The organism is Sphingomonas kyeonggiensis (genome assembly GCF_014196745.1).
Lineage (GTDB): Bacteria > Pseudomonadota > Alphaproteobacteria > Sphingomonadales > Sphingomonadaceae > Sphingomonas > Sphingomonas kyeonggiensis.
Genome location: NZ_JACIEH010000001.1, coordinates 339468 through 351476, shown reverse-complemented (window position 1 = coordinate 351476; position 12009 = coordinate 339468). Strand labels below are relative to the sequence as shown.

Below are 12009 nucleotides of genomic sequence, written 5' to 3'. Positions count from 1 at the left end.
CGCCGCCGAGCGAATCCCCCAGTCCAAAAACGAAAAAAGCCCGCATTTCTGCGGGCTTCTTCGGGAGGAATGGTGGAGCCGAGGGGGATCGAACCCCTGACCTCTGCAATGCCATTGCAGCGCTCTCCCAGCTGAGCTACGGCCCCATTCCCTCGGGAGACGGGCCCTCTAGATGGGCCCTTCCGGTCTGGCAAGGGCCTTTTTTCGACCCTTGCCATTTTCCCGGAGATTACTGCTCTTCGTCGTCGCCGCCGGTCTCGACGCCCAGGTCGTCGTCGCCGCCCAGATCGACGTCGTCGTCGGCCGAGGGCTCTTCGTCCTCGCCGATGTCCAGATCCTCGTCGCCGAGATCACCGTCCTCGGTCTCGGGCTTGTCGCCGTCCTTCTTGACCATCTCGAAGGGAAGCGGCTGCTTCGACTTCAGGATGGGTTCCGGATCCCATGCGAAGCCGCAGCTGATGCAGGTGACGGGTTCGTCCTTGGTCAGATCATAGAAGCGCGTACCGCACTTCGGGCACGCGCGCTTGGTGCCCCATTCCGGCTTCACCATGTGTTGCCTCTTCGCCTTTCAAAATCTCGGATTTCGGGATGTTGTCCCGGAAAGTGGGGCGCGCCTTGCCATGCCGCAAGGGCGCTGTCAAAGCCGCGCGTTATGTCCACTGCCACGCCCCGCCCGCTCGCCGTCTCCTCCCGTGGTCCGCTGAAGGGCCGAGTCACCGTTCCCGGTGACAAGTCGATCAGCCATCGCTCGCTGATGTTTTCGGCACTTGCAGTCGGGGAAAGCAGGATCGAGGGCCTGCTCGAGGGCGAGGACGTGCTCGCCACCGCCGCCGCGATGCGCGCGATGGGGGCGACGATCACGCGCGGCGACGATGGCGTGTGGACCGTCAGCGGCGTCGGCGTCGGCGGTCTGCTCCAGCCCGAGCAGGCGCTCGACATGGGCAATTCGGGCACCTCGACCCGCCTGCTGATGGGCCTGGTCGCCAGCCACCCGATCACCGTGACCTTCACCGGCGACGCGTCGCTCTCCAGCCGCCCGATGGGCCGGGCGATCGAGCCGCTCAGTCAGATGGGCGCCGAGATCACCTCCAGCCCGGGCGGCCGGCTCCCCCTGATGCTCAAGGGCATCAGCCCGGCGGTGCCGATCACCTACACGCTCCCGGTCGCCTCGGCGCAGGTCAAGTCGGCGGTGCTGCTCGCCGGGCTCAACACCCCGGGCATCACCCGGGTGATCGAGCCGGTGCCGACTCGCGACCATAGCGAGCGCATGCTCAAGGGCTTCGGCGCCGAGCTGACCGTCGAGGACGGCCCCGAGGGCAAGATCATCTCGATCCGCGGCGAGGCGGAGCTCAAGCCTCAGCACATCATCGTGCCGGGCGACCCCTCCTCGGCGGGCTTCTGGATGGTCGCCGCATCGATCGTGCCGGGATCGGACATCACCATCGCCAATGTCTGCATGAACCCCACTCGCACCGGCCTGATCAAGGCGCTGCGGATGATGGGCGCGTCGATCGAGGCGGTCGATTCGCGCGAAGTCGGCGGCGAGCCGGTCGCCGACCTGCGCGTCCGCCACGCGCCGCTCAAGGCGATCGAGGTCCCGCCCGAGCTCGCGCCCAGCATGATCGACGAATATCCGATCCTGTTCGTCGCCGCCTCGGTTGCCGAGGGCCGCACCGTCGCCCGCGGCGCGCACGAGCTGCGCGTCAAGGAATCGGACCGGATAGCGACGATGCGCGCCGCGCTCGAAGCCAATGGCGTGGTGCTCGAGGAGTTCGAGGATGGCCTGGCGATCACTGGCACCGGCGGCGCGCCGATCCCGGGTGGCGGCGCTGCCGTGTCGAAGCTCGACCACCGCATCGCGATGAGCATGACGGTTGCCGGCCTTGCCGCCGCCGCGCCGATCGCGATCGACGACGTCGCCCCGGTGCAGACCAGCTACCCCGCCTTCTTCACCGTATTGGACAGCCTGACCGCATGACCCCGATCGGCCGCCGCGCTTTCCTCGGCGGCCTCGCGGCCGGCGCCATCGCCCTGCCCGCCTGGGCGCGGATTGCCGGCCGCGACATCCGGTTCGCGCCCGACAAGGAGCTGATGGTCCCGGTCGAGGGTGGCAGCGTCTATGTGCGGGTGAATGGCGACCTCAAGGGCAAGCTTCCGCCGCTGATCTATGCGCATGGCGGCCCGGGCGGCGATCATTCGGGCCTGCTGCCCCTGACTGCGCTGGCACAGGAGCGCGCGGTGATCCTGTGGGACCAGCTCGACAGCGGCCGTTCGGACGCACCGCTCGATCCGAAGAACTGGCACGTCTCGCGCTTCGTCGACGAGATCGACCGCATCCGCAACGCGCTCGGCATCACCCGCTGGCATGTCGGCGGCGGCAGCTGGGGCGGCACGCTGGCGATCGAGTATGGCGCGCGGCGCCGGCCCGATACCGCCAGCCTGATCGTCCAGTCGCCGCTCGTGTCCACGAAGAGCTGGCTCGCCGACGCCAATCTGCTGCGCTCGCAGATGCCCGCCGAGGCGCGCACGACGCTGGAGAAGTGCGACACCGCAGCCCCGCCTCCCGAGGCGACCTGCGAGGCGGCGACCTGGGATTTCTACCGCCGCCACGTGATCCGCTCGCAGCGCGCCGATGGCGTGGCCGAATATCGCGCCCGGGCGCCGCGCGATGCCGGCGACACGCTTTACAACCGGATGTGGGGCAAGGCCGAGTTCGTCTCGACCGGCACACTCAAGGACTATGACGGCGAGCCGCTGCTCGCGAAGCTGGATGGGCCGAAGGCCCTGTTCGTCTGCGGCGAATATGACGAGGCCCGCCCGGAAACCGTCGCGAAGTTCGCCGCGCGCGTGCCCGGCGCGACCTTCAGGGAAGTGATGGGATCGGCCCATTCGATCCTTTCCGACCAGCCCGACGCCTATCTCGCCCTGCTGCGCGACTGGATGGCGCGCCACGACGCCGCCTGAAGGCGAAATTATCTTGCGAATCGCTTGACGCCGCGCCCGCGTGCCGCGAACGCTCAAGCATATGATCATCGCAGTCGACGGACCGGCAGCCTCTGGTAAGGGCACCATCGCGCGCGCCCTAGCGCAGCATTACGGGCTGCCGCATCTCGATACCGGGCTGCTCTATCGCGCCGTCGCCGCCGCGGTGCTGCGCGAGGATCTCGATCCGTCGCGCGAAGCCGATGCCGTGTCGGCCTGCAGCTTCGAGGATTATCTGCTCGACGACCCCTGGCTGCGTACCGACGAGGTCGGCAAGGTCGCATCCGTGGTCTCCGCGCACCCGCTGGTCCGTGCCGCCCTGCTCAACCGCCAGAAGAAGTTCGCCCGCCAGGCCGGCGGCGCGGTACTCGACGGGCGCGACATCGGCACGGTGATCGCGCCGGACGCCGACGTGAAGCTGTTCGTCAAGGCAACCCCGATGATCCGCGCCCAGCGCCGTCATCTCGAACTGCGCAAGAACGGCGTACTCACCAGTCTCGACAAGGTGCTCGCCGATATTCGCGCCCGCGACGAACGCGATTCGAAGCGGACCGAGGCGCCGATGCTCCAGGCACCCGACGCTGCGCTGCTCGACACCAGCTTCCTCTCGATCGACGCCGCCGTGCAGCGCGCGATCGCCATCGTCGAGAGCAAGACCAACCCGGCCAGCACGCCCGCCTGAGGGCGGGCGGTCAGCGCGCCGGATATCCGCCCTATCGGTCGATCTGGAACTCGCCCGCGGTAGGCTCGGTGAAGCCGCGGATGATCTGCAGCATGCCCTCGGTGCCGAACAGCTGGTAGAGCGTGTGCAGTCCCTGGGCGAGATCCCCGCCGAACCGGATCTGGAAGCGGTCCATCCGGCAATCGGTCATGTCGACCGGGCCACCCGAATAGATCAGCGTCACGTTATTGAAGCTGCAGTTGCGGTAGCTGTTGCCGTCGAGCGTGACTTCGACGCCTTCGAAAGTCTGGTTGTCATATTCCATTGCAGTGCCTCGCGACCTTGTCCGAAACCCTGCACGTCGCACCCTGCTCGCCTCTCCGCAATGCTTGCGGATAAGGGCCGTTTCCGCTAAGGCGCGCCCGTCCGACGGGCAGTGCCCGCGGAGGAAGGCGCGGAGAGTTGACTCTCACGCGCCCTTTTCGCTTTCACCGGCGGCTAGTCCTTCCTCCGCTTGCTCCTGCGCGACGGATGCCGCGACCGGCGATCGGCCGCCGCGGCGACTCTGGCCCAAAGACCGTCGGACCCAACCGACTGGCCGGAAAAACATTGTTAGGAACTGAACCTCTTATGGCCACTACGGCAAATCCGAGCCGCGACGATTTCGCGGCCCTCCTCGAACAGACCCTCGGTCAGGCGGACGGCTTCGAAGGCCGCGTCGTGATCGGCACCGTCACCGGCATCGAGAACGACCTCGCGGTCATCGACGTCGGCCTCAAGTCCGAAGGCCGCGTGCCGCTGCGCGAATTCGCTGCGCCGGGCCAGAAGGCTGACCTCAAGGTCGGCGACGAAGTCGAAGTCTATGTCGATCGCGTCGAGAACGCGAACGGCGAAGCGATGCTCAGCCGCGACCGCGCCCGCCGCGAAGCCGCCTGGGACAAGCTCGAGACCGAATTCGCCAAGTCGGCTCGCGTCGAAGGCGTCATCTTCGGCCGCGTCAAGGGCGGCTTCACCGTCGACCTCTCGGGCGCAGTGGCCTTCCTCCCCGGCTCGCAGGTCGACATCCGCCCGGTGCGCGACGTCACCCCGCTGATGGACATTCCGCAGCCCTTCCAGATCCTCAAGATGGACCGCAAGCGCGGCAACATCGTCGTGTCGCGCCGCGCCGTGCTCGAAGAGACCCGCGCCGAGCAGCGTTCGGGCCTCATCCAGAGCCTTGCCGAGGGCCAGATCATCGACGGCGTCGTCAAGAACATCACCGATTACGGTGCGTTCGTTGACCTGGGCGGCATCGACGGCCTGCTGCACGTCACCGACCTGAGCTACAAGCGCGTCAACCACCCGTCCGAGATGCTGAACATCGGCGACACGGTGAAGGTGCAGATCATCCGCATCAACCGCGACACCCAGCGCATCTCGCTCGGCATGAAGCAGCTCGAGAGCGATCCGTGGGATGGCGCCGGCGCCAAGTACCCGGTCGGCGCGAAGCTGTCGGGCCGCGTGACCAACATCACCGAGTACGGCGCATTCGTCGAGCTGGAGCCGGGCATCGAAGGCCTGGTCCACGTCTCGGAGATGAGCTGGACCAAGAAGAACGTGCACCCGGGCAAGATCGTCTCGACCTCGCAGGAAGTCGAAGTCGTGGTGCTCGAGGTGGACGCCGAGAAGCGCCGCATCTCGCTCGGCCTCAAGCAGGCCCAGGGCAATCCGTGGGAGGCCTTCGCGGCTGCCCATCCGGTCGGCACCGAAGTCGAGGGCGAAGTCAAGAACGCCACCGAGTTCGGCCTGTTCATCGGCCTGGACAACGACGTCGACGGCATGGTCCACATGTCGGACATCGCTTGGGGCATCTCGGGTGAAGACGCGCTCAACCTGCACCGCAAGGGCGAGGTGGTTAAGGCCATCGTGCTCGCAGTCGAGCCGGACAAGGAGCGCATCTCGCTCGGCATGAAGCAGCTCGAGCGTGGTGGCGTTGCCGCTGCCGGTTCGACCGCCTCGGCCGATCGCCTGAACAAGAACCAGGTCGTCACCGTGGTCATCCTCGAAGTCCGCGACGCGGGCCTCGAAGTGCAGGTTGGCGAAGACGGCGCGACCGGCTTCATCAAGCGCACCGATCTCGGCCGCGACCGCGACGAGCAGCGTCCGGAGCGTTTCGCCGTCGGCCAGAAGCTCGACGCGATGGTCACCGGCTTCGATCGTTCGAAGAAGCCGACCTTCTCGGTCAAGGCGATGCAGATCGCCGAAGAGAAGCAGGCTGTTGCGCAGTACGGCTCGTCCGATTCGGGCGCGTCGCTGGGCGACATTCTCGGCGAGGCCCTCAAGGCCCGCAACGAGAAGAACTAAGACATCGGGACGGGGAGCGGCAAAACCGCTCCCCGTTTTCGATTATTCCCGAATATCATAGGTTAATAGCAATCTGCGGGTTGATGCAGGTTGCTGAACGGGGCTAGAGAACCCCAACTGGGATTGGCGCTCGCGCGGAGAAGTCCGCAGACCCGTGCGCGCAAAGGGAGGGTTGCGGATGATCCGCTCGGAACTGGTTCAGTTGCTGGTGCAGGACAATCCGGGCCTTTCGGTCCGTGAGGTCGAGAAGATCGTGTCGGTCTTCTTCGACGAGATCGTCGGGCGCCTGCAGGAAGATGGCCGCGTCGAGCTTCGCGGCTTCGGCGCTTTCTCCACCCGCGCACGCGATGCGCGTACCGGCCGCAACCCGCGCACGGGCGAGACGGTCGAAGTGGACGCCAAGCGCGTCCCCTATTTCAAGCCTGGCAAGGAAATGCGCATCAAGCTCAACGTCTGAGCCGGCGCGCCTCAGGCGCACCGCTTTTCGACGAATGCTTGACCCCGCACCACGCATGCGCTTGGTGCGCGCTATTCGCATGCGGACGTGGCGGAACCGGTAGACGCCGGAGACTTAAAATCTTCTGCCCCTCGGGGCGTGCGGGTTCGAGTCCCGCCGTCCGCACCAGTTAAGTTATTGAAATAGATAGAGTATTTTATGGGCGTGGGCAAATACCCCCGTTAAGCTATTGTTTTAGCAAGCAGATTCCTGGGCAAATTATTTTATTGCGCCGCGCCCGGGGCAAACAACGCATTCATTTTCCGAACCTCCTTCCGGCGTTCGGAATCCTCGATCCACCGGGCGTAGTGTTTGAATAACGTCCCCGCATTGCTGTGCCCCAGTTGGCGCGCAATGTAGGCGGGATTGACCCCACCCATCAGCGCGATCGTCGCGAAGGTATGTCGGGTATGATAGGCATTCCGCTTGCGGATGCTGAGGGCCGCCAGCGCGGGCTGGAAATAGGACTTTCGCTGATCATCCGATGCCGCCCAGGGCTTTCCGGTCGCGGGATTCAGAAAGATCGGTGTATTCAAGCCGTTTTCAAAACTGCGCGACTTTTGCCGTTCCAGAACCGCGATCATCCTGTCGTTCAAATCCACATCACGCATCTCGTAGGTTTTGGTGGGTTTGATCTCTCCCCTCACCTTCGCGCGCTGGATGCGTATCGCCGGCGTTTGCCAATCTATATCGCTCCAGCGTGCCGCGATCTGTTCACTGGGCCGAAGGCCCGTTCCGAACGCGAATTCGTACCAGTTCCACGCCTGCTCCGGCGCCCGCGAACGAAGATGGGAGAGGATGGCCTCCATCTCGGCGCTCGTGAAAGGGTCCGGCAGCGAATGTTGGATCTTCAAATTACGGATGGAAGCCAGAGGCGAGCGGTCTAGCAGACCGTCCTCGATTGCCAGCCGAAATAGCCCGCGAAGGGGAATGAGATGGTTGTTGAGCGTCCTCGGAGATACGCTCTCGCTCCGTGCCCGAACCCACGAGCGTATCTCGGAGGCCTTGATGTCGGCGAGATGCCGTTCTCCGAACGTCGGCAGCCAGATATTTTCGATCGCCTGACGGTAGCTGGCCATCGTCGACTTGGTGACCACCAAGGCACCGAGATATGTTTTCGCGAATTCGGAGAACGTCCCGGTTATTGCCTCACATGATTTGGGGAAATGACGTCGATAATCGAAGATTCCCAAATCTATGTCGCGACGCACCCGCACCATCAACCGCTCGGCAGACCTGATATTCGTTTGTGTGGGGGCCATCTTCAACGTGACGGAGCGCCTCACCCCTTCATGTGTGAATCGAACCCTTATGCTCGATTTCAGCGCTTCAACTCCCGTACCCGGCTTGCCACGTCGCATTGATAATCCCTCTATGATTGAGGGATGGCTCCATCTGCGGGCAAAGGTTGCGGTCGGATTTCCGGGATGCGCCTGTGTCGTGATTTGGGCCGGCTGCCGACCGGCAAGATCTAGGATCAAACTGACAGAAAGCGGCCGTGACAGCCTGGCGCCATTGCGCCAAAGTGTCCTTCGCAATGCGGCTCCCCCTACACAGCGATATCGGCCGGTTACAGACCTACCTGCCGCGATTTGTCGCGATGATTGGCGTCAAGGCGTGGGACAAGCGTGCGACCGCGCTCTTACAACAGGCACGTGGCACGGCGTTCCAGTCCTACGTGGTCGAGCGCTATCACTGGCTTGAGTTAGAACTGGCCTATCTCAGGAGGTGGCGACAGAAAGCCGGCGGTCTGTCACCTAGAATGGAAAGTGCTGCCAGCACTTCGGCGCTTCGTTTCGCGGCCACCTGCGTGGAAATCGATGCACGCCTGAACCCTCGCGGTCGTGCCGAACTGCGTGGCCGCCTGCGCGACGCGCTCAAATCGGACGGTGGGTTTGCGCCCCTCTATATCGAGGTACTCCATGCTGCGGCGCTCTCCAGCCATGGCTTCGAGATAGATCTACCCGATCTTGAAAAAAGCGCGCGTTACGATGTCGAAGGAGAGAGAAACGGCACCGTTTTCACGATCGAGTGCAAGCATATCAGCGCGGACGCGGGACGGCGTATTCACCAGAAGGATTTCTACCGCATCATTCACGAGTTGTTCGACACCTTGGTGCCGCCCGGCAGCGCCCGGGCGGTCCCCGCGATAATCTTGATCACGCTCGACGATCGTCTGCCCGCCGCCGATGCCTCGCGTCGTGCGATCGCCGGGGCTGTAAGGCAGATCGTCAACGAACCGCTCGAGACGAGGGTTCGGGGCGCATTTTTCGAAGTCGCGAAACTCAGCTACGCAGCGAATTTTGGATTTGATCCAATCACCGATCGAACAATCTTCCGTGAACGCGCGCAAGAATTGTTTGGTGCGAATTGTCATGCCGTAACTACTGCCGACCAATATGCTGGCCTCACCATCGTGATGCGCAGCCTTGTCGAGGACGATCATACCAAACCGCAACTCGAAGCACTCAAGGCAGCAGCTCGGCAGCTGCCGACCGATAAGACAGCCTTTGTAGCCGTCCAGTTCGATGATCTCGACTTTTCCGAGCTTCTCTATCCACATGTCGCCGAACGATTGCAGATGGTCGCCAATTATTTCTTCGCGACACGCGATTCGGCCCATATTGGCGCTGTAGTGTTCAGCGCCTATCGGCCCTCAAGGCGCATCGATCCGGTCAACGAATGGAATCCTCTCGTCGTTTGCTGGAATCCGGCGTTCAATGAAGAATTCAAAACCGGGCTGCCATTCCAGAGCGAGATCGACATGCAGATCGCACGCTCGATCTCCGACACGACGCGCTCCAGACGGGCGACCCGTGCCGAATTTAACAGGTCGCCATCGAGCGCGTCATACCGCCGCCGGGCGGTGCGGCGTCGACGCCAGCGCGGACAATTGGCACGCCGCCCATCCTGAAGCCTAGCTACCCAACATCGCTCAGTGTCAGCTATTCGACCAGGAAATCGAAGCCATGATTATGGTGATCCCCGTGTGGAACGCGATCAAATGAGCCCCTCGTGATGTGGTGATCCTTCCTTCAGTGGGAGTCCGTAGCGGCGTGGCGCTTGGCGACACTTGATTGGCCGTTGACAATTCCGACATCGCATACCATCTTTGTTAGATAATCGAACGCGAGGTCTGTTATGAATGCGGACATCGAAGAGAAGAGAAAACGGTTCAAGGAAAAGTCGGCACTCCTTATCCGGGAGCTGGAGGCTTGGTTCGAAGAGGAAACCGCGCCGATAGACGGGTCGCCTGCGCCACCGGCGCCGGCCGGCGGCGGCGGATCGATCATTGGTATGCGACCGGCAATCGATTCCAAGCGAGTAGTGGATGCGGCCCGCGTAACGCGCGCGGTACTAGAAATCGAGCTTCCGCCCGAGATCATCAAGCGCGGTGGCTATGAGAGTTGCGAGGAAATGATCAACGATCTGATGCCCAAACTTGAGCGCGTCTATACCGGCGAGCTGAAGGTGAAAAAGCGCCGCCCTGCCAAAGTTGCCGAGCCGGCTTGAGGAACGCCCGATGACCGAAGAGACGGGAAATAGCGGAGGTATCGGCGAACGCCTTCGCAAGGCGCGCGAGTTCTTAGAGCTAACGCAGGAAGAGGCGGCGACCGCCGTGGGGATTTCGCGCTCGGCGCTTTCATTGATTGAGCATGGTCGCCGCAAGGTAGATTCGGAGGAACTGGCGCGGTTCGCCAAAGTATATGGCCAGTCGGTCGATGCGCTTGCCGGTGTGTCGCAGCTACCTCCGCTTCCGGAGAGCGTTAAGGCGCTCGCCCGTGCGGCGACCGAGTTATCGGCGAATGATCGCGACGAACTGTTGCGCTTCGCCGAGTTCCTGCAAGCCCGCTCCCCCAAGGTGGGCGGCAATGGCTAGGTCGCCAGCCGCCGCTGCACGCCTTGAGGCCGTTGCTGCCGCAAACCGGCTCCACGCAGATCTCGATCTGCGCCGTCGGGTGACGGAGGGGCAAGGCTTTGTGGATGTCTTCGAAGCGATCGGCGACCTCGATATCCCGCTCGTATTCAAGCCGCTCGATTCCGCCCTCGGACTTTGCTTGCCCGCCCCCTTGCGTGGCATCATGGTCACGACCAGACGCGGCCTACATATTCAACGGTTTACCGCCGCCCATGAGCTTGGTCATGACACGTTAGGGCATGAGGGAAGCGTCGATCAGGAGATTCTCGAACGCGGCCCCAATTCGCCGACCGATGGGCGGGATTTACATGAAGTCGCGGCAGAGGCGTTCGCGGCCGAGTTCCTGTTACCGAGGTGGCTCTATCGGCACCACATCCAGGCGCAAGGGTGGACCCTCGCGCACGACCTGCGCCGCCCCGAAACCATCTATCAGCTCTCGTTGCGCATGGTTGCGAGCTACGAAGCGACTTGCTGGGGCCTCCTGAGCCACCAAATCCTCCCGTATGAGCAGGTCCGCGAGCTCAGCCGCGTCAAGCTAGGCGACCTAAAGGTTGGTCTCGGCGAAGGACACAAGCCTCGCGATTCATGGGCCGATGTCTGGAAGGTGACCGAACGCGATCATGGTGCGACTCTAGTCGGCAACCCCGACGACCTGCTTCGTATCGAGCTTGATGAGTCGCCGAGCAGCGGGCAGCGTTGGGGCGTCGAGGCGCTTGGCGACCAAGACTGGGAGTTACTCGCAGATCGGTCGCAGTTTCAGACTTCTCCGGTGCTGTACGGCGCGCCGTCCCGTCGCGTTGTCGTCGCCCGCCCGCTCCATGGCGGGCTTGGCCGCGTCGCGCTGAATGAGCGCCAGCCTTGGGCTACGGGTTTGCCAAACGCCCCATCGTTCGAGATCGCTATTGCCCTGCAGGGACCGGAGCAGCCCGGCCTTTCGCGCATAGATCGGCAGCGCCTGGGATTGAACCAATGATCCGGGCCGTCCGGGATTTGCGGCCCACGTTGCTGGCGGTCCGCTCTCAAGGCAACCGGCCGACCTGCCTTGCCTTCGCGACCTCCGCCGCCAACGAGAATCTTGCGCGCGTCGATGAGCATCTCTCGGTCGAGTATCTCTATTTCCATGCCGTCTCGCGCACGCCGGGAGCGAGCCCGCATGCCGGCACGACGATGGAGGCCGCCGCCGAGGCGCTTATGCACGATGGCCAGCCGGTTGAAGCCCACTGGCCTTATCTTGACACGATCCCCGCTGGCTGGGCGCCGCCGTCACTCGCCGTCCAATCGTTTCGCGGTGCGCTCAGCGTCGGTAGGCTGACGTTCGATGAGATCGTCGCTGAGCTTGATGCCGAACGTCCGGTCGTTCTTGGTCTCTTGATCAGCGACGCCTTCTATGTGCCCGATGCCGATGGTCGAGTGGTTGCCGAGGCCGGCGACATCGTTCGGGGTGGGCATGCGTTACTCGCAATCGGGCACGGTGCGGATCGGGATGGACGCTTTCTGTTGGTCCGCAACAGCTGGGGCATAGACTGGGGGCTCAATGGTCATGCCTGGCTGCGGCAAGACTATGTCGAGCATCATCTGCATCAGACAGCCGCAATCGTGATGAGGTAA

13 protein-coding genes and 2 tRNA genes are annotated in these 12009 nt (G+C 63.5%); 11 read left to right on the top strand and 4 right to left on the bottom strand.

The features are described from left to right. Positions 1–70: 70 nt before the first annotated feature. A tRNA-Ala gene (locus tag GGR46_RS01840) sits at positions 71–146 on the bottom strand. An 83-nt stretch (positions 147–229) separates the two neighbouring features. Continuing rightward, a complete protein-coding gene (locus GGR46_RS01835) occupies positions 230–550 on the bottom strand; it encodes an FYDLN acid domain-containing protein (protein ID WP_183994020.1) in 321 nt (106 codons plus the stop codon). Between the two features lie 102 nt (positions 551–652). Here GGR46_RS01835 and aroA point away from each other — a divergent pair, with 102 nt between their 5' ends. The 3 genes from aroA (at position 653) to GGR46_RS01820 (ending at position 3664) form a co-directional block, all read left to right on the top strand. Next, the gene (gene aroA / locus GGR46_RS01830; RefSeq protein ID WP_183994018.1) at positions 653–1978 is read left to right on the top strand and encodes a 3-phosphoshikimate 1-carboxyvinyltransferase; all 1326 of its coding nucleotides are present in this window, start codon (positions 653–655) and stop codon (positions 1976–1978) included. Further along, positions 1975–2964 (top strand): proline iminopeptidase-family hydrolase, encoded by a 990-nt coding sequence (locus GGR46_RS01825; RefSeq protein WP_183994016.1) that lies wholly within the window; start codon positions 1975–1977, stop codon positions 2962–2964. The genes aroA and GGR46_RS01825 overlap by 4 nt, the downstream gene beginning before the upstream one ends. A 61-nt stretch (positions 2965–3025) precedes the next feature. Further along, positions 3026–3664 (top strand): (d)CMP kinase, encoded by a 639-nt coding sequence (locus GGR46_RS01820; protein WP_183994014.1) that lies wholly within the window; start codon positions 3026–3028, stop codon positions 3662–3664. A gap of 31 nt (positions 3665–3695) precedes the next feature. On the opposite strand, the gene GGR46_RS01815 is transcribed toward GGR46_RS01820, so the two are convergent. Then, positions 3696–3968, bottom strand: a complete 273-nt coding sequence (locus GGR46_RS01815) for a hypothetical protein (RefSeq protein WP_183994012.1) — start codon at positions 3966–3968, stop codon at positions 3696–3698. A gap of 305 nt (positions 3969–4273) precedes the next feature. Here GGR46_RS01815 and rpsA point away from each other — a divergent pair, with 305 nt between their 5' ends. From rpsA to GGR46_RS01800, 3 genes are all read left to right on the top strand, one after another. Then, entirely contained in the window at positions 4274–5986 is a 1713-nt protein-coding gene (gene rpsA, locus GGR46_RS01810) for a 30S ribosomal protein S1 (protein WP_183994010.1), read from the top strand. Positions 5987–6164: 178 nt separating this feature from the next. After that, positions 6165–6443, top strand: coding sequence for an integration host factor subunit beta (locus tag GGR46_RS01805; protein ID WP_116838546.1), 279 nt, complete (start codon positions 6165–6167; stop codon positions 6441–6443). Between the two features lie 81 nt (positions 6444–6524). Further along, positions 6525–6611: transfer RNA gene (locus tag GGR46_RS01800), tRNA-Leu, on the top strand. Positions 6612–6706: 95 nt separating this feature from the next. Here the strand turns inward: GGR46_RS01800 and GGR46_RS01795 are convergent. Next, on the bottom strand, positions 6707–7843 hold the full coding sequence (locus GGR46_RS01795) for a tyrosine-type recombinase/integrase (protein ID WP_183994008.1): 1137 nt from the start codon (positions 7841–7843) through the stop codon (positions 6707–6709). Between the two features lie 164 nt (positions 7844–8007). Between GGR46_RS01795 and GGR46_RS01790 the strand changes: the two genes are divergently transcribed. The 5 genes from GGR46_RS01790 (at position 8008) to GGR46_RS01770 (ending at position 12009) form a co-directional block, all read left to right on the top strand. Beyond that, a complete protein-coding gene (locus tag GGR46_RS01790; protein WP_183994006.1) occupies positions 8008–9396 on the top strand; it encodes a hypothetical protein in 1389 nt (462 codons plus the stop codon). A gap of 227 nt (positions 9397–9623) precedes the next feature. After that, positions 9624–9995 carry a hypothetical protein gene (locus GGR46_RS01785; protein WP_183994004.1) on the top strand — a complete coding sequence of 124 codons (372 nt, stop codon included), beginning with the start codon at positions 9624–9626 and terminating at the stop codon, positions 9993–9995. A 10-nt stretch (positions 9996–10005) separates the two neighbouring features. After that, the gene (locus tag GGR46_RS01780; RefSeq protein ID WP_183994002.1) at positions 10006–10362 is read left to right on the top strand and encodes a helix-turn-helix domain-containing protein; all 357 of its coding nucleotides are present in this window, start codon (positions 10006–10008) and stop codon (positions 10360–10362) included. Next, positions 10355–11374: a protease inhibitor I42 family protein gene (locus tag GGR46_RS01775; RefSeq protein WP_183994000.1), complete on the top strand. Its 1020-nt coding sequence runs from the start codon at positions 10355–10357 to the stop codon at positions 11372–11374. The genes GGR46_RS01780 and GGR46_RS01775 overlap by 8 nt, the downstream gene beginning before the upstream one ends. Further along, positions 11371–12009, top strand: a complete 639-nt coding sequence (locus GGR46_RS01770; protein ID WP_183993998.1) for a C1 family peptidase — start codon at positions 11371–11373, stop codon at positions 12007–12009. Before GGR46_RS01775 ends, GGR46_RS01770 begins: the two co-directional genes overlap by 4 nt.

Coding starts and splice junctions, on each gene's coding strand:
- GGR46_RS01835 (WP_183994020.1), bottom strand. CDS start 550: ATGGTGAAGCCGGAATGGGGCACCAAGCGCGCGTGCCCGAAGTGCGGT.
- aroA (WP_183994018.1), top strand. CDS start 653: ATGTCCACTGCCACGCCCCGCCCGCTCGCCGTCTCCTCCCGTGGTCCG.
- GGR46_RS01825 (WP_183994016.1), top strand. CDS start 1,975: ATGACCCCGATCGGCCGCCGCGCTTTCCTCGGCGGCCTCGCGGCCGGC.
- GGR46_RS01820 (WP_183994014.1), top strand. CDS start 3,026: ATGATCATCGCAGTCGACGGACCGGCAGCCTCTGGTAAGGGCACCATC.
- GGR46_RS01815 (WP_183994012.1), bottom strand. CDS start 3,968: ATGGAATATGACAACCAGACTTTCGAAGGCGTCGAAGTCACGCTCGAC.
- rpsA (WP_183994010.1), top strand. CDS start 4,274: ATGGCCACTACGGCAAATCCGAGCCGCGACGATTTCGCGGCCCTCCTC.
- GGR46_RS01805 (WP_116838546.1), top strand. CDS start 6,165: ATGATCCGCTCGGAACTGGTTCAGTTGCTGGTGCAGGACAATCCGGGC.
- GGR46_RS01795 (WP_183994008.1), bottom strand. CDS start 7,843: ATGCGACGTGGCAAGCCGGGTACGGGAGTTGAAGCGCTGAAATCGAGC.
- GGR46_RS01785 (WP_183994004.1), top strand. CDS start 9,624: ATGAATGCGGACATCGAAGAGAAGAGAAAACGGTTCAAGGAAAAGTCG.
- GGR46_RS01780 (WP_183994002.1), top strand. CDS start 10,006: ATGACCGAAGAGACGGGAAATAGCGGAGGTATCGGCGAACGCCTTCGC.
- GGR46_RS01775 (WP_183994000.1), top strand. CDS start 10,355: ATGGCTAGGTCGCCAGCCGCCGCTGCACGCCTTGAGGCCGTTGCTGCC.
- GGR46_RS01770 (WP_183993998.1), top strand. CDS start 11,371: ATGATCCGGGCCGTCCGGGATTTGCGGCCCACGTTGCTGGCGGTCCGC.